The sequence below is a fragment of the Streptococcus salivarius genome (assembly GCF_002094975.1).
GTDB classification, from domain to species: domain Bacteria; phylum Bacillota; class Bacilli; order Lactobacillales; family Streptococcaceae; genus Streptococcus; species Streptococcus salivarius_D.
The window spans coordinates 517622-540256 of sequence record NZ_CP015283.1; the positions used below are offsets into that span (position 1 = coordinate 517622).

18 protein-coding genes, 3 tRNA genes, 1 pseudogene and 1 other annotated feature are annotated in these 22635 nt (G+C 37.0%); of the genes and pseudogenes, 6 read left to right on the plus strand and 16 right to left on the minus strand.

All coding sequences use genetic code 11. The features are described from left to right. Window positions 1–9: 9 nt before the first annotated feature. From mnmA to yfmF, 11 genes are all read right to left on the minus strand, one after another. Window positions 10–1131: a tRNA 2-thiouridine(34) synthase MnmA gene (mnmA, locus tag V471_RS02675; RefSeq protein ID WP_014632486.1), complete on the minus strand. Its 1122-nt coding sequence runs from the start codon at window positions 1129–1131 to the stop codon at window positions 10–12. A gap of 144 nt (window positions 1132–1275) precedes the next feature. Continuing rightward, window positions 1276–2985, minus strand: a complete 1710-nt coding sequence (locus tag V471_RS02680) for a hypothetical protein (protein ID WP_014632485.1) — start codon at window positions 2983–2985, stop codon at window positions 1276–1278. 129 nt (window positions 2986–3114) lie between these two features. Beyond that, a complete protein-coding gene (locus V471_RS02685) occupies window positions 3115–3813 on the minus strand; it encodes a transglycosylase SLT domain-containing protein (RefSeq protein ID WP_014632484.1) in 699 nt (232 codons plus the stop codon). Between the two features lie 183 nt (window positions 3814–3996). Beyond that, window positions 3997–4578 carry an aggregation-promoting factor gene (gene apf, locus V471_RS02690; RefSeq protein WP_014632483.1) on the minus strand — a complete coding sequence of 194 codons (582 nt, stop codon included), beginning with the start codon at window positions 4576–4578 and terminating at the stop codon, window positions 3997–3999. Window positions 4579–4878: 300 nt separating this feature from the next. Next, a complete protein-coding gene (locus tag V471_RS02695) occupies window positions 4879–5673 on the minus strand; it encodes an energy-coupling factor transporter transmembrane component T family protein (RefSeq protein WP_045001313.1) in 795 nt (264 codons plus the stop codon). Next, complete coding sequence (locus V471_RS02700; RefSeq protein ID WP_045772057.1) at window positions 5666–6508, minus strand: energy-coupling factor transporter ATPase; 843 nt, start codon at window positions 6506–6508, stop codon at window positions 5666–5668. Before V471_RS02700 ends, V471_RS02695 begins: the two co-directional genes overlap by 8 nt. Next, complete coding sequence (locus V471_RS02705) at window positions 6484–7314, minus strand: energy-coupling factor ABC transporter ATP-binding protein (protein WP_002885731.1); 831 nt, start codon at window positions 7312–7314, stop codon at window positions 6484–6486. Before V471_RS02705 ends, V471_RS02700 begins: the two co-directional genes overlap by 25 nt. A gap of 12 nt (window positions 7315–7326) precedes the next feature. Beyond that, entirely contained in the window at window positions 7327–7869 is a 543-nt protein-coding gene (pgsA, locus tag V471_RS02710; RefSeq protein WP_002885640.1) for a CDP-diacylglycerol--glycerol-3-phosphate 3-phosphatidyltransferase, read from the minus strand. 12 nt (window positions 7870–7881) lie between these two features. After that, on the minus strand, window positions 7882–8739 hold the full coding sequence (locus tag V471_RS02715; RefSeq protein WP_013991336.1) for a helix-turn-helix domain-containing protein: 858 nt from the start codon (window positions 8737–8739) through the stop codon (window positions 7882–7884). Between the two features lie 58 nt (window positions 8740–8797). After that, window positions 8798–10075: an EF-P 5-aminopentanol modification-associated protein YfmH gene (gene yfmH, locus V471_RS02720; protein WP_014632479.1), complete on the minus strand. Its 1278-nt coding sequence runs from the start codon at window positions 10073–10075 to the stop codon at window positions 8798–8800. 1 nt (window position 10076) lies between these two features. Then, window positions 10077–11327 carry an EF-P 5-aminopentanol modification-associated protein YfmF gene (gene yfmF, locus V471_RS02725; RefSeq protein WP_013991338.1) on the minus strand — a complete coding sequence of 417 codons (1251 nt, stop codon included), beginning with the start codon at window positions 11325–11327 and terminating at the stop codon, window positions 10077–10079. 77 nt (window positions 11328–11404) lie between these two features. On the opposite strand from yfmF, the gene yaaA reads away from it, so the two are divergent. Next, window positions 11405–11782, plus strand: coding sequence for a S4 domain-containing protein YaaA (gene yaaA / locus V471_RS02730; protein WP_013991339.1), 378 nt, complete (start codon window positions 11405–11407; stop codon window positions 11780–11782). Between the two features lie 2 nt (window positions 11783–11784). Beyond that, entirely contained in the window at window positions 11785–12885 is a 1101-nt protein-coding gene (gene recF / locus V471_RS02735; RefSeq protein WP_013991340.1) for a DNA replication/repair protein RecF, read from the plus strand. A 181-nt stretch (window positions 12886–13066) separates the two neighbouring features. On the opposite strand, the gene guaB is transcribed toward recF, so the two are convergent. Together guaB and trpS are read right to left on the minus strand one after the other, a co-directional pair. After that, entirely contained in the window at window positions 13067–14548 is a 1482-nt protein-coding gene (guaB, locus tag V471_RS02740; RefSeq protein ID WP_013991341.1) for an IMP dehydrogenase, read from the minus strand. 178 nt (window positions 14549–14726) lie between these two features. Beyond that, entirely contained in the window at window positions 14727–15749 is a 1023-nt protein-coding gene (gene trpS / locus V471_RS02745; RefSeq protein WP_084871082.1) for a tryptophan--tRNA ligase, read from the minus strand. Window positions 15750–15793: 44 nt separating this feature from the next. After that, window positions 15794–16033: a binding site (T-box leader), on the minus strand. Between the two features lie 144 nt (window positions 16034–16177). Between trpS and V471_RS02750 the strand changes: the two genes are divergently transcribed. From V471_RS02750 to V471_RS02760, 3 genes are all read left to right on the plus strand, one after another. Then, on the plus strand, window positions 16178–17050 hold the full coding sequence (locus V471_RS02750) for a YitT family protein (RefSeq protein WP_014632477.1): 873 nt from the start codon (window positions 16178–16180) through the stop codon (window positions 17048–17050). A 66-nt stretch (window positions 17051–17116) separates the two neighbouring features. Continuing rightward, on the plus strand, window positions 17117–18730 hold the full coding sequence (locus tag V471_RS02755) for an ABC-F family ATP-binding cassette domain-containing protein (RefSeq protein ID WP_084871083.1): 1614 nt from the start codon (window positions 17117–17119) through the stop codon (window positions 18728–18730). Between the two features lie 58 nt (window positions 18731–18788). Next, window positions 18789–21383, plus strand: a complete 2595-nt coding sequence (locus V471_RS02760) for a YfhO family protein (protein ID WP_049528176.1) — start codon at window positions 18789–18791, stop codon at window positions 21381–21383. A gap of 101 nt (window positions 21384–21484) precedes the next feature. Here the strand turns inward: V471_RS02760 and V471_RS02765 are convergent. Together V471_RS02765 and V471_RS02770 are read right to left on the minus strand one after the other, a co-directional pair. Then, window positions 21485–21558, minus strand: a tRNA-Asn gene (locus tag V471_RS02765). Window positions 21559–21580: 22 nt separating this feature from the next. Continuing rightward, window positions 21581–21652, minus strand: a tRNA-Glu gene (locus V471_RS02770). Between the two features lie 186 nt (window positions 21653–21838). Here V471_RS02770 and V471_RS02775 point away from each other — a divergent pair. After that, window positions 21839–21912: transfer RNA gene (locus V471_RS02775), tRNA-Arg, on the plus strand. Between the two features lie 25 nt (window positions 21913–21937). On the opposite strand, the pseudogene V471_RS11365 reads toward V471_RS02775, so the two are convergent. After that, a pseudogene (locus tag V471_RS11365) lies at window positions 21938–22620 on the minus strand (YoaK family protein). Window positions 22621–22635: the final 15 nt, after the last annotated feature.

Here is a 22635-nt window from a genome sequence, read left to right on the forward strand (position 1 = left end):
TAACTCCAGTTAGATATACTGACAAACTTTTCCGTCTTTATACGCTTGGTCAATAATACCGCCGCCCAAGCATTCCTGACCATCATAGAAAACAACGGCTTGACCTGGTGTAATAGCACGCTGAGGTTCAGCAAAAACAACCTCTGCTTTATCACCCTTAACCTTTACAGTAACTTTACTATCAGGTTGACGATAACGGAATTTTGCTGTGCATTCCATTTCAAATTCTTCTGGCATATCTCGAGTAAAGTGAATCATTGAAGCGTCAAGAGAAGTTGACATCAAGGACTCATGGTGGAAACCTTGACCCACGTAAAGAATATTTTTAGAAAGATCTTTTCCTACTACAAACCAAGGAGCATTATCGCCACCTTTTTGGCCACCAATACCCATACCACCACGTTGACCAATAGTGTAATACATGAGTCCGTTGTGTTCACCCATATCACGACCATCGACAGTCATCATACGACCTTTTTGAGCTGGCAAGTATTGACTAAGAAACTCTTTAAAGTTTTTCTCACCAATAAAACATATTCCTGTTGAATCTTTTTTCTTGGCTGTTGCAAGACCTGCACGTTCAGCAATCTCACGAACATCTGGCTTTTGTAGATGTCCTAAAGGAAACATCGTTTTCTGCAACTGCTCTTGCGAAAGTTGACTAAGGAAGTAGGTTTGATCTTTATTGTTATCTGCACCACGCAACATATGGACAATGCCGTCTTCATCGCGAACAACTTGAGCGTAATGTCCTGTAGCCACATAATCCGCTCCCAATGTCATCGCATAATCTAAGAAAGCCTTAAACTTGATTTCCTTATTACACATAACGTCTGGATTAGGGGTACGGCCTGCACGGTACTCTGCTAAGAAATACTCAAATACACGATCCCAGTACTCTTTTTCAAAGTTGACAGAGTAATAGGGGATACCAATCTGATCAGCTACTGCTGCTACATCTTTATAATCTTCGGTTGCGGTACACACACCAAATTCATCTGTGTCATCCCAGTTTTTCATGAAAACACCGATTACATCATAACCTTGCTCTTTTAAAAGTAAGGCTGTTACTGATGAATCAACGCCACCACTCATACCGACAACAACACGTGTTTTTGAATTATCAGTCATAGATAACTCCTCCCATCAAATAAAAATTAACATAGACTTGAAGGGTCTAGTTATTCAAATATCGATTTGAAGGTCGATTTTGAAGCGTAAAAGCACGCAAGCTTAATTATATCATGATTAAAGAATAATGCAAAAAGGTTACCACTAGGCAACCTTTTTGATACTTGTTTTCGTGTAAAGCCACTGTAAACCTATTACTCCTAAGACTATTATTGGAATCAATAACGCTACAAATAGCCATCCTGGCTCCTTATAACTTAACACAAGTTTATTCTGTCCTTCTTGTGATGAAACGGTCGGTGTACCAATCGTTGACAAGTTATAGGCATCCTTGTCTAATTCTTTACCATTTAGTGTCAAGATGGAATCTTTATAGACAACTATCGGTAGATTCAGTTCCTCCCCTTCAGCAGCTTGCCAAGTTAATACAAGATTACCATCTTCTAGTAGCTTTTCTGCCTTCTGATTCGTAACGATATTTTCGTAATAAAGATCATAAGTGTTCTGCTTACCTATTGTCCCATAAATAGGTACGTAATCTGGTGTGGGTTTGACAACTAAATTTAAAAACTGTGACAAGTCACTGTCATTCATGGTAAGACTTATCGTCTGGTAATCTCCTTCAACGTAAGTATGTTTAACAATGGAAATAAGTTCACCATCTTGTGCCGCAGTTTTTACACGATCGGTAGTATCCATCATATTCTGAATGAGACCAACACCCGCAAAGGCAAAGAGTAAAACAGCAATACTTTTTCGCCAGTTTACAAATCGCGTGACCGTTAACCCCGTAATTGCTAAAAGTAAAATGGTGGCAGGAACAAAGAATCTAAATGGAAATTGAATCAGTTCAGCAAATGTGTTTCCATTTTCTACTAGATGCTGCCACGGAAAAAGACCTGTCGACAAGAAGAAAAAGACAAAATAAATAAAATGCAGTATTTTTTTCCATCTAGCAAATTTCTTCCAATTCAAAACAGCGTAAAGAAACTGTAAAATGAGTAACACCATTAAGGAAATTGGGGTATATAGCCAATATCTTGCTGTCCCATCTATCCCATTCTTACCTATTTCTCTATTTATAAATGGATCTAAGAGATGATTAGTCCCTCTCAAATATAGGAGTACTAACCAGACATTGACAGTCAGTAAGAGGAATAGAATGACTGCTATAAGGACTTGAACGAAGGTTTCCTTTTTCTTAGCGATAGGAGACTTTACAAAAGTGTAAAGATAAAAAGGAAGATACATCATCACTAATATCAAAGCACTGAGTACGTGAACCTGAAAAATCAATGCCATAGACAAGGCAAGTCTAATTGGTTCTACTTTTTGATAAAAGACATAGTGAATTGCTGGAATAAAACAAAAAGGTAGTAAAGCTGCTCCCCAACTAGAGAAACCCTGACGCATCGTCCAGTATTGGATAGAGAATGTTGTCGCATAGAGTAAACCTAGTGACAAGGCAATGTTTGTCTTAACTTTACACTGCTTGAGCAAGGCATACATTGAGGACTCTGCTAGTATATGTAGTAATACCCTTGACACAATCTGATAACGAAACCAAGTGCCACTTATTAAAATAAGCCCTCCTTGTAAATAGGCAAAAAAAGGACCGTAAAGAGCATTGACAATGCGGCCTGACTGTTGGAATCCATATAAAGATAAAAAGTAAGAAAGGTTACCATTTTTTAGTTGCATAGCAGCTTCATAGAACCTGTTATAGTGAAAGATGGAATCTGAACCTAAAATGACTTTTCTTGTAAGTAGTTGTGGTGTAACCAATAACACAGCAAAAGCTATAATAATAAGAGAAACCCACAACTTTTCTCTTGATTTAAAAATTTGTTTCATTGCTATACCTTTCATTCCTATTATAACAAAAAGGCCATACCCTACCTAGTAATAACAAGTAGCTCTATAAAACAGATTACCTACATCCAAATTAAAAAGCTGAGAGCATGCTCCCAACTTCTATTAATATTAGTAATTCCAAGCTGACAAACCTTGTGCGTTATAGGCATTCAAGGCTGATTGAATTTGATCCTCAACTGTTGCAGTAGAGCCCCATCCAGGCATTGTTTGAAAAAGACCTGATGCACCTGAACCATTTGCTGCAGTATGATCACCATTTGACTCACGCGCAATAATTGACTCCCAAGTTGACTGAGGAACACCAGTAGCTGCTGCCATCTGTGCCGCCGCATAAGAACCAACTTCTCCTGCAGTGTTCCCATTTGAGAGAACAACTGACCCACTACCAGTTGCAGCAACCGAAGGAGCTGTTCCAAGTATTTGAGTCGACGTAGTATCAGTATTCGTTGAAGCAGCGCTTATAGTGGCAGTATCTGACTGAGACTTTTCAGCTGATTCTACCGATTCTCCTGTTGTTTCTGACTGAGGCTTACTTTCTTCAACCTTTTCTTTGTTAGCTTTATTCTCTTTGCTTGAGCTAATTTCTGTTGATTTAACTAAATCTGCTGTCGATTCTGACGTTGTTGATGCTGTTGAAGGTGCTGGGGTAACAGAATCTGAAAATGCATTAACCAACCCTTTATTAATTAGTGTAGACAGTGATACTGCCAAAATGACAATAAAACTTGTTACAATTGCCACTAGTACCGCCAATGATTTCTTCGCTGCTAATTTGATACGGCGTCCCTTATAACTTTTTTTAAACATAAATCCCTCCTAGTTAATTCTAGTTACATTCATCATAACTTAGTAATATTACTGCCGATTATTTGTATTATGTCTAATGTTACAATGATTTATCATTTTAATAAAAAAATGCCAAGATTCTGGCATTTTCCCCTTATTTGTATGAGGTTTTACAAGTTTTCCTCATAAGTCAGTAATAATGATTTAGTACCAACCATTAGCATTCCAGAAAGCAAGAGCTGCTGTCCATGAACCATAACGGCTTGCTACATAATTATCTGCTACCTTCTCTTGATTTTCAGGAGACAAGTCTCCGTTCAAATATGATGATGCTAATTGGTAACGTCCATAATATTGCCCATTTTGAGCTGTATAGCTACCGCTTGACTCACGTTGAGCGATTTCTTCTTTGGCAGCTACCTCTGAAGAAGAAAGATTTGTATTGGTCGCTTGAGTATCTTCACTTTGTGTAGACTCTGTTGATTGTGTTGATTCAACAGCTGCTTCCGCTGTAGCTGTTGTAGCTGAAGGTTCTGTAGTCTCTTCAGTTGTTTCATTAATTGTTAAGCTTTGACCAATAGAAATCTTATTGGCATCTTGAATACCGTTTTTTGAAACGATTTCATCTACGGTCGTACCATTTTTCTTAGCAATAGCTGAAAGTGTATCACCTTTTTGAACTGTGTAAGTTTCTGCATTAGCTAAAGCTGTTGCCCCAAGTGTTGCTACTGTAACAAGTCCAAAAAGACCTAATTTTTTAGTGTTAGATGTATTCTTTTTTTGCATGATGATGCTCCTTTATCTATTTATAGTCCAATCCATATTAGTCAAAGATTTTAAGTTATTTTATTGTTTATGACTAATGGGTAAATCAACTTGCTTTCTCTATATAGGGATTTCTCAATCCAGATTAAGCTGAAGAACTATAACCATGTATCTATGATACCTTGGAAATATAACATCCCCTTGTTAGGGATATTAAAAATATTACAAGTAGGTTGGGATTAGACGAAAAAAGAACGCCTACGTGGGCGTCCATCTAAAACTTCTAGGTCTTAAGATCTAGTTTTTATTTATCTCAACGAATTAACTCTTAAGATAAAAAAGCATTAATCCTAAAGCTAAAATAGCAATAATTGATAAGGTATCTCGACCATTCCATGAAAGTCGACGATATTTTATTCGTCCTTCACCACCTTGATAGCCTCGTGCTTCCATAGCAATCGCCAAAGCATCTGCTCGTTTAAAGCTTGATGCAAACAAAGGAATTAAAATAGGTATTATTGACCGTACCTTTTGAATAATATTTCCTTCACCAAAGTCAACACCACGCGCCTTTTGAGCATTCATAATACGAGTCGTATCATCCATCAAAGTTGGTACAAAACGTAGACTCAAAGATAGCATTAAACCAATTTCATGTGCTGGCACTTTGAAAACAGTAAGAGGTTTTAAAAGTGATTCAACTGCATCAGATAAACTTAAAGGTGTTGTCGTTAGAGTAAGTAGGGTGGAAAAACTAATAATGAGGATAAATCTAAGGAATATCATCCAACCTTGATTTAAACCGACTTCCGTAATCTTTAAAAAGCCGATAGACCAAAGCACACTCCCTTTTGTATTGAAGAAAACTTGAAATAGGGTAGAAAATAAAATAATCCAAATCATTGGTTTGATTCCACCTAAAAAGAAACCAAGTTTTATTTTAGACAAGAAAACCAAGAAAAGTGTAAATAAAGTTATTACAGCATAAGTTAAGGGATTATTAGCCCAAAAGATAATAACAATATAAATCAGCATGGCTAATAATTTACTTCTAGGGTCTAATCGGTGTATAAAAGAGTCCCCAACAATATAACGTCCAATAATTAACTTATCCATGCGACACCACCTCTACGAATTCCTCGATTGTAATAGGGAGACTTTCAAATTGATAACCTTTTTCTTGTAGCTGTAGCGCAAACTCTGTGATTTTAGGAACACCTAACTGCTTTTCTTTAAGAAAAGTAACCTTTTGAAAAACATCTTTAGGAGCTCCCGACAACACTAGTTGCCCTTTTTCCATAACATTCACAGCTGTCGCATAATCGGCAACATCATCCATCAAGTGAGTAACTAAAACAATCGTCATTCCAGAAAGATGTAACTCCTTAAAGAGAGACATCAATTCCTTCCGGCCCTGTGGATCTAGACCGGCAGTCGGTTCATCCAGCACTAGAATATCTGGTTGCATAGCTAGAATCCCTGCGATGGCAACACGTCGCATTTGTCCCCCTGATAAATCAAAAGGATTCTGTCCATGAAACTCTTCCGGGAGTCCAACTAATTTTAGACTTTCAATAGCACGTTGTTCTGCTTCTTCCTTAGAAACTCCGAAATTTTGAGGTCCAAAGGCAACATCTTCTAAAACAGTTTCTGCAAATAACTGACTTTCTGGAAATTGAAAAACTAAACCTACCTTCTTACGAATTGGTTTTATGTCCTTATTCTTTGATTGACTGGTTATGATCGTATCATCAACGTGAACCTGACCACTAGTGGGTAAATTAAGGCCATTCAAGAGCTGCATAATAGTAGATTTACCACTTCCTGTATGTCCAATAAAGGCCGTATATGAACCATCTTTTATCGTCGTCGTCATATCAAAAAGGGCACGCCCCTCAAAAGGAGTACCCGCTTGATAGATATAACTTACATTTTTGAGAGAGATTCCCATAGTTGTTCTACCAATTCCTTTTCTGTCAGATAGTCTTCACAATCTATCAGACCTTTATTTCTTAGCTTTTGAGTTAATAATGCACTAAAAGGGATATCTAAACCTAAGTCAACTAACTCTGAGCCTCTACTAAATAGTTCACGAGGACTTGAAACAGACTCCACTTTACCTTTTTTCAAAACCAAAACACGGTCACTCAAAGCGACCTCATCGAGATCATGAGTAATTGATAAAACAGTCATTCCGTATTCTTTACGAATAGCTTTAATAGATTGAATCAATTCCTGGCGACCTTCTGGGTCAAGCATGCTAGTTGCCTCATCCAAAATCAAAATAGATGGTCTCATAGCTACAATACCTGCGATAGCCACACGTTGTTTTTGGCCTCCAGATAATCTAGCTGGCTCTCTATCCTTAAATTCTGACATTCCTACAAATTCCAGAGCCTCTTGAACTCTTGAAGCCATTTCTTCATAGGGAACACCTTTATTTTCAAGACCAAAAGCAACATCATCTTCAACAGTTGCCCCAACAAATTGATTATCTGGATTTTGAAAGACCATACCAATCTTATCACGGATATCCCAGACATTGTCTTCTGTTAATTCTTGACCATCAACAATAATCTGCCCAGACTCTGCCACTAATAGTCCGTCAATAAGACGTGCTGTCGTGGATTTTCCAGAACCATTATGCCCTACAATGGATAACCATTCCCCACGTTTCACGTGAAACGATACATCATCAAGAATATAGGATGGTTGATCTTGATGATATTTAAACTTTAAATTTTTTATTTCAATCATTGATTTATCGTACTATTTGAAAGTATCCTTAAATAAGAAACCTGCACCTTTGAAATAATCATAGCCTGAGTAAATTGTAAAGAACAAAGCAATATAAAGCATAATTGTTCCTACAAAATGCAGATGACACAATAATAGAATAATAGATAACATCTGAGTCACTGTCTTAATCTTACCAGGCATAGCTGCAGCGAGAACTGTACCACCATTCTCCACTAATAAAAGACGAAGACCTGTGACTGCAAGCTCACGACAGATAATAACTGAAACCACCCAGGCTGGTGCTTGATTAATACCGACTAACATAATAAATGCTGACATCACTAGCATCTTATCTGCCAATGGGTCTGCAAATTTCCCGAAATTAGTAACAACATGCCATTTTCGTGCCAAATAGCCATCTAAATAATCTGTAATACTGGCAATAGCGAAGACAACCGCCGCAGCAATATGCATGACATTACTTGACGCAAGTGATGTCATCAGTAAAAAGATAGGAATCAAAACAATTCTAGCAAGTGTCAATAAATTAGGTAAATTTTCTTTTTTAAACATTTCTTCTCGATTCTATTGGATTCTTAATGTGAGGTAGCTAGGTGTATTTTTATCTAATTGAGATAAATCAAGTGACTCCCCATTTACCTTTAGAGTTACTTTTGAAGATTGAGCAATAATAATTTGAGTTGGTTTAGTTTTACCAGAAAAATCTAAAGAGTATTTTGAATTTTTCGTTTTTGAAAGGAGGTAACTCTCTGAAGTATCTGAGTTATCTACTGAAAACCATGTGTCATCACTATCTTTTGATAACTCCACATCTAAAACTACTGAAGAATTTACATTGGAGAAATCAACCATTAGTTGATTACCTTGAGTTGTCGTTGTAACATTTGCCCCCGAAACGGTAACCTCAGAAATGCTTCGTGACGATTTAGCCTTACTAGCCGTCGACAGATGATTAACTGTAGAGATAGTATTTGGTTTTATCACTTGAGGTTGATTAGAAAGATGTCTAACAATAATATAACCTACTGAGCAGATGATAAGTAACGAAACCGCACTAAGCACTAGTAAAGGTAGATAGTTAGACTTTCTTTTTTCTTCACGTTTATGCTTTAAAAAGCGTGACATGGGAGCTTTAGCAGCTAAGGTATCTTCCTTACGTTCAACTGGTTTCTTCTCTTTTTTTAGTTTTTGCTCATTCTGTCTCTGCTCCTCAAACAGACGTTTTCCATCTAAACCAACCGAAGTGGCATACTTTTCAAGCGCCTCTTGCTGAATGTCCTCTGGCAAAGCCTTAAGTTGATCCATTTCCATAGCCAGAAGAAACTGGGCTTCGACTCCAGAAAATTTTTCTACATCATACAAACTTAACTCTTTCTTTATACGCGCTGCACGTAATTGCTCACCTAGAGAGTGTAACTTCATTTTTCCCCTTTCTAATATTCTTCTTTGTTTTCGTGTCTCTATTATAGCAAATAATCACTTATTTAGGGAAGACAACAAAATCGGTAATCTCCATATTTGAGAGATAGTGATTCAAAAAATCCTTCAACTCCTTGGAAGTAATGCTCATCAGTTCCTGACCAAAATCAAAGTATGTTTTATCATTCTCAAAATACGCTAAATATTGGCTCCCTAAATTCTGGATATTGTCTAGACTACGTAAAAATTCACCATACAAGGCTTTCTTTTGTAAATCCAATGCTTCTTCCGTCAACAATCGTTTTTTATCTGCCGATGTCATCACTTGACGAATTAAACTTGACATACGGATAGGCTCTGCAGTGTCCATAGTCATAACGACAAATGAATATCGATTAGATACCTCGTATTCAATTGACACAGACTCGTCTATTTTTCCTTCAGCATACCAATTTTGATAATAAGGAGACGTCCAGCCAAACAGTAAATTGAACAATAACTGTACCAGTATATTTTCTCTCATACGATTATCAGTAAAAGGAACACTCTTAAAACCAATGGCTAGTTTTGAGATGAATATCTCCATTTGAAGACTATCTAATTTTTGGATATCTGACTCAATAGGGTGCTTTTCTTTCTCGACTATTCTCTCAGGTGGTGTAAACTTACTTTGTTTTTCATTGACAAGAGTGTAAATGTTTCCAACATCAAAATCGCCCACTAAGACGAGATGACAGTTTGCTGGCCTGTAAAAGCAATCAAAATTATCTTTTAAGTCCTTTACAGTAATTTCTTCAATGCTATCAACACTTCCAGCAATATCTTGTCCTAATATAGTATTAGGATACAAACTTTGTAAACAACCTAGATAAACTCTGTAGTCAGGATCATCCTGATACATATTTATCTCTTGTTCAATAATTCTTTTTTCATGATTGACAGCATCTTCAGAACTTGTAAAGCTCGATGTAAACTTTAATAAAAGCTCTAAAGACTCCTCAAAGTGGTCAAGGGTAGAAAAATAATATGTTGTCTTCTCCAATGTTGTAAAAGCATTGACATCAGCTCCAAGCTTGACAAAATCCAATGTCACATCCCTTCCCTGCTCATCCTCAAATAGCTTGTGTTCAAGAAAATGAGCAATACCTGCAGGGTAAGATTGTGACTCACCATCAATATAAAAGTGATTATCTAGCGCCCCAAAATTTGTTGACAAAAAGGCGACTTTTTCTACAAATCCTTTTTTCTTAATGATTGATAAAGACATACCATTATCTAAAATTGCTGAATAAACTTCTTCATCAATTTTTTGATAATAACGTTTCTTCAAAGCAGCCATTTTAAGACACTCCTTCTAAAAAGAACAAACTCTGTAGCTTAACTTGACGTGCTACACGGCAAACATCTTTTTTAGTAACCTTCTCAATCTCATCTAACCAATTCTCCAATGAAAGACTTTTATCGCCAAAAATCACCTTATTAAAACGTTGTTCCACTAATGTTAAGGCATGATCTTCAGAGAGTAGAGCATTCATTCGTATGATTTTTTTGGTTTGATTCAGGAGAGAGCTTGAAAAACGTCCTAATTTAATGTAATTCAATTCTCTACTAATTCCTCGCATAGCCTGATCTCTATTAGATTTTTCAATTCCAGCGTAAACTTCTAGTAAACCTGTAAAGATATCAAATTGGCTACTAATTGAATAAGCTAAGCCTTCCTTTTCTCGAAGTGTTGTAAACAAGGCTGAATGGGCAAATTCACCGAACATTGCATTGAATACAATTAAAGCAAAGTAATCTTTATCTCCATATTGACACGGAAATTGGTACCCTAGCTGTAAAATAGATTGACTACTCTGTCTAGGTTCTATCTTTTCTTTCACAACATTGACATAAGGTTGACTATAGCTAAACTGTAAATCAACTTGACGTCCTTCCAAAGGAAAACGATGTAAAGCTTGGAGTACTTGATAATCATCAAATTCTCCAACCATAAAGATATCAATACGATCTCTTGTCAACATACTTTGAAATTCTTGATAAGCTGTAAACGAGGTCTCTGCTTCAACAAGTTCTGCTTGACCATATTTTGGAACTTTCAAGCCCTCATTTACAAAATAAAGCTCTCTTCCTTTAACTTCACTGTAATAGTAATTATTCTCCGTGTCAACATCCAGGTATGTCATTAAATTTTGTTTTTCTATGTCAAATACTTTATTTTGGTATTGAGCTACTCTTGACAGTGGCTTGTAAAGACACTCTTTCAAAAATCCTAGCACTTCCCAAAACAATCCATCATTCGTAGGGATAAAGGTATCTTTCAGATATGTCAACTCGATGTCAACGCTATGTGTCAATCCTTTAGTTGACACTCTAGTTGACAACTGTGTTCCATAAAGAAAAGCTAGTCTCTCTTTAAAAGACTGTACTGTTGGATACGTCTGATTGGCTGTAGCCAACATTTGTGAAACTAGGGCTCGTTTAGCAATTGTTTGTTTATTCAAAGATCCTGTCATTCGAAAAACAATACGATTAGTTTTATATTTTTGTGTTGGAATGAAGTGTACATAGACACCATCAGCAATTTTCATTGATAACCTCTAAAAAGTTTATGCTTCCAATTATACCATTTTTATGCTATCTTATCTCAAGAGAAAGTTGAGGTACTATGGAATATAAATTATTTGGTGAATACATCACACTGCAGGCACTTTTAAAAGAATTAAGTATCATTCATAGTGGAGGTGCTATAAAAGGTTTCTTGGCTAAGAATACCGTTTTATTCAACGGTGAGGATGAAAAACGTCGTGGAAAAAAACTTCGTTATGGAGATGTTATTACCATTCCGTCTGAGGAACTTGAAATAACGATTGTAGCTCCTACGACAAATGAAATTGAAGAACATCAAAAAGCAGTCGCTGAAAAAGCACGTGTTGCTGCCATTGTTAAAAAAATGAATCAGGATAATAAAAAGAAACAAAAAGCACATCCGTCAAAAGAAAGCAATAAAACTAAACGAAAACCCGTTCGTTTCCCAGGAACCTAACTATGTGGCTCGAAAAAATTGATATTCAACACTTTAGAAATTATACTGAAGCCTCTGTGAGCTTCTCACCTCATCTCAATATTTTTCTTGGTCGCAATGCCCAAGGAAAAACAAATATTCTTGAGGCCATCTATTTTCTAGCATTGACACGTAGTCATCGGACCCGTTCAGATAAAGAACTGATTCAATTTCAACAAAATACTCTCAAACTGAACGGCATCGTGCATCGTCATAGTGGGAAGCTACCTCTGGAAATCAGTTTATCTAATAAAGGACGCATAACAAAGGTTAACCACCTCAAACAAGCTAAATTATCCGATTATATCGGTCACATGACTGTGGTGCTATTTGCTCCTGAGGATTTACAACTTGTAAAAGGATCTCCAAGCCTGAGACGTAAATTTATAGATATTGATTTAGGACAGATTAAGCCTGTTTATCTCTCAGACTTATCAAGTTATAATCATGTACTCAAACAACGTAATGCTTATCTCAAATCTACTGACAATGTAGACATTAATTTCCTCTCAGTGTTAGATGAACAGCTTTCCGATTTTGGAACACGAGTTATCGAACATAGACTAGAATTTATCAAGCAATTAGAGGAGGAGGCAGATAGACATCATAGTAACCTCTCAAATCAGATAGAGCGCCTTAAAATCTCCTACGAATCTAATATCCCACTGGAAAATAACAAAGTTATTCGCGAATCATTTTTAACCACGTTAAAGCAAAATCACAAAAGAGATATCTTCAAAAAGAACACTGGTGTTGGTCCGCATAGGGATGATTTAACATTTTACATTAATGACATGAACGCATCTTTCGGTAGTCAGGGGCAGCAACGTAGTCTCATACTTTCTTTAAAAATGGCTGAGATTGCTCTGATAAAAAAAGTAACAGGTGAATTTCCTATTCTTCTCCTCGATGATGTCATGAGTGAGCTTGACAATCACCGTCAACTTAAACTGTTAGAAAGTATTGACGAAGAGGTTCAAACCTTCATGACGACAACTTCACTTGATCATCTGAGTAACCTACCACCTGATTTAAAGACCTTCTTAGTTAAGAATGGTGATATTTATGAAAAACAAGTCGATTAAATGACTTGTTTTTCTATTTTTCGTGATTGACACATGTGACAAGCGTTACCCAATAAGCTGTAAATCATTTTCGCCTAAACCCTTTTATCAACAACCATAATCACGTAAATACGTTGTAAACTTATTGTAAATATCTCTGTAAACAAAAAGTACTTATCTGAGATAAGTACTTTTATGTTTATTAATGAGCTGAGTAGTTAGGCGCCTCGTTGGTAATTTGAACATCGTGAGGGTGACTTTCAATAAGTCCTGCACCTGACATTTCAACAAACTGAGCTTTGTCATGTAAAGCCTGAATATCTTCTGCACCTGTATAACCCATACCTGCACGGATACCGCCAATCAATTGGAATACAATATCAGCAGCAGAACCTTTATAAGCTACACGGCCTTCAATTCCTTCTGGAACAAGTTTATTCGCTTCATTAACTGCACCTTGGAAGTAACGATCGCTTGATCCCTTCTTCATCGCTGCAATTGATCCCATACCACGGTATGATTTATATTTACGACCTTGGAAAATCTCAGTTTCACCTGGTGCTTCATCAGTACCAGCAAACATAGAACCAAGCATTACAGCATTACCACCTGCTGCAAGAGCTTTTACAATATCACCTGAGTATTTGATACCACCATCAGCAATAATTGTTTTTCCGTATTCACGCGCAACACTTGCAGCATCGTAAATAGCAGTGACTTGAGGAACACCTACACCCGCAACCACACGTGTTGTACAAATAGAACCTGGTCCGATACCTACTTTAACGACATCGACACCTGCTTCATAAAGTGCACGCGCACCTTCAGCTGTTGCAATATTTCCTGCAATCAAAGTACGATCTGGGAAGTGGGCACGAATTTCAGCAATTTTACGAAGAACACCTGCTGAATGACCATGTGCAGTATCAATGACAATAGCATCTGCGCCTGCTTCAAAGAGAGCTTCTGCACGTTCAAAGGTATCAGAAGTAACCCCTACAGCACCTGCGACCAAAAGACGACCGAATTCATCCTTAGCTGCATTAGGAAACTCGATAACTTTTTCGATGTCCTTAATAGTAATGAGTCCTGACAAACGACCTTCTTCATCAACTAGAGGTAGCTTTTCAATACGATGCTCATGAAGAATACTTTCAGCTGTTTCAAGATCTGTTCCAACTGGAGCAGTGACCAATTTTTCAGAAGTCATGTGTTCTGAAATTGGAGTATCGTAATTAGAGATAAAACGCATATCACGGTTTGTGATAATACCAACCAATTTACGATTTTCAAGTGTCTCAACAATTGGAACCCCTGAAATACGGTAACGTTGCATCAACTCTTCAGCTTCAGCAACTTTATTTTCAGGCGTTAAGAAGAATGGATCAATGATGACACCATTTTCAGAGCGCTTTACTTTTCGAACTTCTTCAGCTTGTTCCGCAATAGACATGTTTTTGTGAATGACACCCAAACCACCTGCACGAGCAATTGAGATAGCCATCTTACTATCTGTGACCGTATCCATGGCTGCAGTGATAATTGGGATATTTAATGTCAAATTTTTAGCCAATTTCGTCTTCAAGTTGACGTTGTTTGGTAGAACATGACTTTCCGCAGGAATAAGCAATACGTCATCAAAAGTGTAACCTTTTTTCAAGAATTTAGTGTCCCAATTTGACATTATAATCGTCCTCTTTTCTCAAAGTTTTGAGGTACAGAAACCCCAGTCTATTTTTTAATTGATAATATCATATCATGCTAAAATGATTTGTCAACAGATTTCGCATAAGATTCTAAGAAAACCTTTTTCCAAATAAAAATAGGACTCTAGATTATCTTGAGTCCCTACTTTTTATTTCTTAGAAATAATTAATTCCCATTGCTTCTTTTACTTCTGCCAATGTTTGTCCAGCAACTTCACGCGCTGCTTGACTACCTTTTTCAAGCATACGGAAAACTTCTCCCATATCCTTGGCATATTCTAAACGGCGTTCACGAATTGGAGCTAACTCACGTTCTAAGATTTCTAGAAGATAACGTTTTGTCTTCACATCTCCTAAACCACCTCGTTGATAATGTTCTTTCATTTCAGCAATTGTAGTAGCATCCTCTTTGCGACCAAAGATATCAAGATAATGGAAAACCATGTTACCTTCAATTTGACCTGGATCTTCCACACGAATATGATTTGGATCCGTATACATGCTCATGACTTTTTTACGAACAGTATCTTCATCATCTGAAAGGAAGATTCCATTCCCCAAGGATTTAGACATTTTAGCATTACCATCTAGACCTGGAAGGCGCCCTGCAGCTTCATTTTCAGGGTAGATTCCCTCTGGCTCAACCAAAATATCACAATTATAAGTATGATTGAAGCTACGTGCAATTTCACGTGTCTGCTCAATCATTGGCTTTTGGTCATTACCTACAGGAACATAATTTGCTTTAAAGGCCGTGATATCAGCTGCCTGAGAAATTGGATAAACTAGAAATCCTGTTGGAATAGATTCTCCGAAGCCTTTTTGAGCAATTTCCGTCTTAACCGTTGGGTTACGCTCTAAACGTGCCAATGAAACTAGGTTCATGTAATACATAGTCAACTCAGCCAACTCAGGAATCTGACTTTGAATGAAAATAGTTGACTTAGCTGGATCCAAACCTACAGAGAGATAATCTAAAGCAACATTCCCAATCGATTCTTTAATGATTTCTGACTCTTTTGCGTGATCCGTAAGAGCTTGCTGATCAGCCAAGAAGACAAACATGTTATATTTATCTTCGTCTTGTAAAAGGACACGATTTTTTAAACTACCAACATAGTGTCCTAGATGAAGTTTCCCTGTTGGACGGTCTCCCGTCAAAATAATAGGTTTCGTCATATAATTACCTCTCTAATACAAAAAAATCCCCACGCAAAAACATGCGTGAGGGCGTTAATCACTTTTGATACGCGGTACCACCTCAGTTGATAACTCTTTCTGCAGCTATCATCTTAAACCTTCTCAACAAAGAAGTTGCACGATAAGGGGTGCCAAACCTAACGTTTATGTGTTCACGTTAATCGTCAATTCTCTTCAGCCCATTCATTCCACCTTCATACTGATTTTCAGCAACCACCAGCTCTCTATAAAAAAGGATAGAATTACTCTTCTGATGACTATTATTCTACATTGTTTTATCTATTTTTGTCAAGATTATGTTTCTAGTTTCACGTGAAACACAACCTCAGATACAACCAAAATAGTCATTACTTGACGGAAACTTAAAAAGACTTGATAATAAGAATATCATTTCTAGGAGATATTATATGAAACGTCGAATAATAGACATACTTTTAGTTACACTCGGTTCTTTTATTGCTGCGGTTGGCTATAACTCACTTTTAGTTAAGAATAATATTGCTTCAGGTGGTGTCGGAGGGCTAGCCATTAGTTTAAACGCCCTTTTTGGTTGGAATAATGCTAACTTCGTCTTAGCAACAACCATCCCTTTGTTAATTTTATGTTGGTGCTTTCTTGGCCGCGAAGTTCTCCTAAAAACCTTCTATGGGTCTCTTGTCTTCCCAACTTTTATTAAATTAACTGAGGGATTACCTACACTCACCAAACAACCTTTGTTGGCTGCTATTTTTGGGGGAATTGTATTAGGGTTAGGACTAGGAATAGTTTTTTATGGAAATTCCTCAACTGGAGGAACTGGAATTATCACACAAATTCTCAACAAATATACGCCACTCCCACTAGGAATGGTACTACTTATTGTCGATGGAATCATTGTCGCAATCAGTGCTATTGCCTTTCCTCCTGATACTGTTATGTATTCCATTCTCTCACTTGGAGTTGTTTCTCTTACAATTGATAAAATGATGGTCGGACTCAATTCATCACGAAATCTTCTAATCATTTCGCAAAATAGTGAACAAATCCTAAACTACATCACTAGAGTGGCTGATCGAGGAGCAACAAAAATCCCAGTTCTTGGTGGACATACCGGACATGCACAAAATATGATTATGACTACCTTGTCAACTCATGAGGTTCCAAAAGTCCAAGAAGAAATCCAAAAAATAGATGAAACTGCCTTTATCGTCATTGTTCCTGCTTCTACAGTTATGGGACGTGGATTTAGCCTCCAAAAAGATTACCAAAGAGTTCCAAATGACTTTATTAATCCCTTGTAAAATCGATTGAAATAAAGTCTAATTTCTCGTAAAATAGTAGTTAAGAATAAAAATAAAGGATATTATATGCTTACTGTATCAGATGTATCGCTTCGTTTTAGCGATCGTAAACTTTTTGATGATGTTAACATTGCCTTCACGCCAGGTAATACTTATGGTCTTATCGGTGCTAATGGTGCTGGTAAATCTACTTTTTTGAAAATTTTAGCTGGTGATATCGAACCAACAACAGGACACATCTCTCTTGGTCCTGATGAACGTCTTTCTGTCCTTCGTCAGAACCACTTTGACTATGAAGAAGAACGCGTTATCGATGTTGTTATCATGGGTAATGAACGTCTCTACGATATCATGAAAGAAAAAGATGCCATCTACATGAAAGAAGATTTTTCAGATGAAGATGGTGTCCGTGCTGCTGAACTAGAAGGACTCTTTGCTGAATTAGGTGGTTGGGAAGCTGAAAGCGAAGCCTCACAATTGCTTCAGAATCTAAATATCTCAGAAGACCTTCACTATCAAAACATGAGTGAATTGGCTAATGGTGACAAGGTCAAGGTTCTCCTTGCAAAAGCACTCTTTGGTAAACCTGATGTACTTCTTCTTGACGAACCTACCAATGGTCTTGATATCCAGTCAATCTCTTGGCTTGAAGATTTCTTGATTGATTTTGAAAATACGGTCATTGTCGTATCCCATGACCGTCACTTCTTGAATAAGGTGTGTACGCATATGGCCGACCTTGACTTTGGTAAAATCAAACTCTATGTCGGTAACTATGACTTCTGGAAACAATCTTCAGAATTGGCTGCACGCTTGCAGGCTGACCGTAATGCCAAAGCAGAAGAAAAAATTAAGGAACTTCAAGAATTCGTTGCTCGTTTCTCTGCCAACGCTTCAAAATCTAAACAAGCGACTTCTCGTAAGAAAATGCTTGATAAAATTGAGCTAGAAGAAATCGTCCCATCAAGTCGTAAATACCCATTCATCAATTTCAAAGCAGAGCGTGAAATCGGTAATGACCTTCTAACAGTTGAAAATCTCACTGTTAAGATGGATGGTGAGACTATTCTTGACAATATTAGTTTCATCTTACGACCAGGAGATAAGACTGCCATCATCGGTCAAAACGATATTCAAACAACTGCATTGATTCGTGCTCTTGCCGGTGATATTGACTACGAAGGTACAATCAAATGGGGTGTTACTACTAGCCGTTCTTACCTTCCAAAAGACAATTCTAAAGACTTTGCATCCGGTGAATCAATTCTCGAATGGCTCCGTCAATTTGCCGAAAAAGGTGAAGATGACGATACCTTCTTGCGTGGATTCCTTGGGCGTATGCTCTTCTCAGGGGATGAGGTTAATAAATCTGTTAGTGTTCTCTCAGGGGGAGAAAAGGTACGTGTCATGCTTTCTAAACTCATGCTTTTGAAATCTAACGTCCTTCTTCTAGATGATCCTACTAATCACTTGGATTTGGAATCAATCTCAAGTCTGAATGATGGCGTCCGTGACTTCAAAGAGTCTGTTATCTTTGCCAGTCATGACCATGAATTTATCCAAACAATAGCGAACCACATCGTAGTTGTTTCTAAAAATGGGGTTATTGACCGTATTGATGAAACTTATGATGAGTTCCTTGAAAATGAAGAAGTGCAAGCTAAAGTCAAAGCACTATGAGCTGATTAAACTATAAAAAGATGCAGGTTGGGATATCCCAACCTGTCTTAGTATCATTATGACAAATAAAAAATACCATACGACTTTATTATTTTATCTGGCTGCTTTTTTCTTGCCAGTACTAATCATGATAGGGGTGCTGTATAGCCAAAAAATCTATCCTGGTAGTGAGCGGACTATTTTAACAAGTGATGGATTTCATCAGTATGTGATTTTTGCAACTGGACTTCGGAATATACTTCATGGAGATGGGAGCCTCTTTTACACCTTTACAAGTGGTCTAGGGCTTAATTTCTATGCTTTAACAAGCTATTACCTAGGTTCCTTCTTGTCTCCACTTTACTATTTCTTTACTGTCAACCAAATGGCCGATGCTTTTTATTATATAACACTACTTAAATTCGGGCTTATTGGGTTATCAGGAGCTTTTAGTTTTAAGCGGCTCTTTACAAAAGTGTCAAGAAGTTTCATCCTATGTCTTTCTACAGGATTTGCTTTGATGAGCTTCGCTACCAGTCAGTTAGAAATTAATACCTGGCTAGATGCCTTTATTCTAGCACCTCTAATCATATTAGGTTTACATCTCTTACTAAGATTCAATAAACGGGGCTTATACTTTTTTAGCCTAACCTGTCTTTTTATCCAAAATTACTATTTTGGTTATATGATGGCTATTTTCCTAACCCTTTACACCATAGTACAATTGGTAACTATCAAGGGATGGAAGAGTAAGATTCTTCATTTCATAGACTTTGGAATTGTCTCTATACTCGCTGGTTTAAGTAGTGCTGTCATGTTACTACCTACACTACTTGACTTGACCACACATGGTGAAAAGTTTACAGGTGCGTCAAGTTTGTTGACAGAGTCCACCTATTATTTTGACTTCTTTGCGAAAAATCTCGTTGGAGTTTACGATACTACTAAATTTGGATCAATCCCTATGATCTATGTTGGAATCTTACCTTTGATTCTTTTTCTACTTTTCTTTATTAGTAGGGAAGTCAAGCTATCATTACGTATAGGTTATCTCCTATTAGTAGCTTTCTTTATCGCTAGCTTCTACTTACAGCCTCTTGATTTGTTTTGGCAAGGCATGCATGCACCCAACATGTTTCTCCATCGCTATTCTTGGCTCCTATCTCTCCTAATTGTTCTTTTGGCAGGAGAAACACTCAACCGAATTAAAAACTTTTCTTTTAAAAGACTCCTCCTATCTTTCTTAGGATTGAGTACCGCTTACTTACTAACTTGGATTTTCCAATCTCACTATAGCTTTATTGAATCTGTCTCCTGGCTATTAAGCTTAGCATTTCTTCTAGCCTATGCCATTCTATTTATTAGCTATTTTAGACAGCAAATTCCTGGGAGTGTTTTTCGCTGTTTCACCTTCTTATTCTGCATTTTTGAGCTTGCATTAAGTACTTACTATGTTGTTGGAGCTCTGGGAAATGAGTGGGTATTCCCAACTCGTGAAGGCTATCTACGAAATATGTCTGCCATTACAAAACTAGTTTCAGATACTAAGCAAGCGAATAAGACTTTTTACCGTACTGAAAGGTTAGAGGCTCAAACCGGTAACGACAGTATGAAATTCAACTATAATGGTATCTCTCAGTTTTCATCCATTCGAAATACTGCTTCAAGCTCAACACTCGATAGGTTAGGCTTCAAATCTGAAGGGACTAATTTAAACCTACGTTACCAAAATAACACCATTATCGCTGATAGTCTCTTCGGAATAAAATATAATTTATCGAACTTTGACCTTAATAAGTATGGTTTTAATCACGTAACTTCTGAAAAAACAATAGGGCTTTATCAAAATAATAATGCAAGCCAGCTTGCTATCTTAACTGATGGTATTTACAAGAATATTGACTTCACTGTCAATACGCTTGACAATCAAACTAGCTTGCTAAATGCTCTATCTGGACTTAACTTAACATATTTTAAACGAGCTCCATCTCAACTATTTGATCAAGATGCTAAGTCTTTGAATCAGCGCGTGGCTAAAAACGTTAGCAACTCGAATAAAGATTTTGTAACAATCACCTATCGAGTTATCGCTCCACCACATAGTCAACTCTATGTTAGTATTCCTAACATTTCTTGGTCCGATGACAATAACCACTCTCTGTCAATTACTGTAAATGGTGTGACAAGGAATCAAGTTACTGACAATACCTTTGATTTCTTCGATCTTGGCTACTTTGAAACAGAATCAATGGTTACCATCAAACTTAGTTTTCCTGGCAATAAAGCAATATCCTTTGATAATCCTAGTTTTTATGCCCTTGATACTCAAAACTATCAGATAGCTATGGATACTATTAATGAACGTGATAGCAAGGTTACGACGTCAAATAATAAAGTGTTCGTTGATTATAGTAGTAAAACGAATGCCTCACTATTCTTCACCATTCCATACGATAAGGGGTGGACAGCGACCATAAATCATAAAAAAGTTAAGATTCATAGAGCTCAAAAGGGGTTCATGAAAGTCGATGTCCCTAGTGGGAAAGGTAAAGTTGTTCTAACCTTCATTCCCTATGGTCTTAAGACAGGTTTATTGATTAGTCTATTGGCAAGTATCATATTTTGTTGCTACGCTTATTTCATCAGAAAAATAACCGTTATTCAAAACAGCTGATTATCTTAAATAAAATTAAATAGGTTTGGAACAATTGTTCCAGACCTATTTATCTTTGGGTACAAAAAAACTCAAGCTATACAACTTGAGGTGTCTTATCACTCCGCCAGTAGGACTCGAACCTACGACATCATGATTAACAGTCATGCGCTACTACCAACTGAGCTATGGCGGATAAAACTGCTAAGTAGCAAAAATAGTCCGTACGGGATTCGAACCCGTGTTACCGCCGTGAAAAGGCGGTGTCTTAACCCCTTGACCAACGGACCAAGTTCTGAGATTTTTATCTCGTTAACACTCTTATTATTATATCAGAGTATTCGATTTTGTCTATACTTTTTTTCAAAAAAAATATTAAATTTTGCTAAATTTATTCGAATTTTACGTTAGTTTTTATCTTGCTTTTACAAAGTATTGACATGTTGCTATATATTTTGTAAACTAATAGAGTTATTGGTCCCATAGCTCAGCTGGATAGAGCATTCGCCTTCTAAGCGAACGGTCGCAGGTTCGAATCCTGCTGGGATCAGATAAAAAAACGCAATCTAGAACCTCTAGTTGCGTTTTTCTTTTGCCTCGATAAATAGGAAATAATTTAAAACAAATAAGGGAAGCAAAGTCGTATATAGGCTGTATTCATGTAAATATTGAGCAAACCAAGTTGAGGCTGCAACTCCTACCATAAATGTAAAGATGATAATAGTAGTGTAAGAAGCTTGTTTAAGCACTTTGGGATCCCCCTCGTCAATAGCCCTGGCAACGGTTAAAGAGGTATTCGTAATATTACCAGTCATCATGAAGGAAGCATAATTTACCCCTCTGACGCGTTTAAAAATCCCTACCTGAAGAGAGGCAAAAAATGCCAAGCCCGCAATCGTAATAGTAGAATCAACGTAAGGTGTAATGATGGCGAGAATAGTCATCAAGAGAAAGGCAAGTCTAATCGCTTGCAAATGCCATCCCCATTTATGGTTAATGAGCCACTTCTTAACAAAAAAACAAAAAACTGACCTAAAACAAAGAAAAAAATAGGTATCACATAGCTGAAAGCTCTTGCAATATGCCCCTCAACAAGATGAATAACCAAATAAAGGAGATTACCTGTCTGAATACTTGCAAATCGTCCGTCTTGAGTATTGTAAGTATAGGCATCAATGAAACCCCCTATATAACTTACTAGAGTTGCTACCCGTAATCCTTCAAAAACACGATAGGAGCGTTTTTTCATTCTGAACATGTCTGTTTCCTTCTT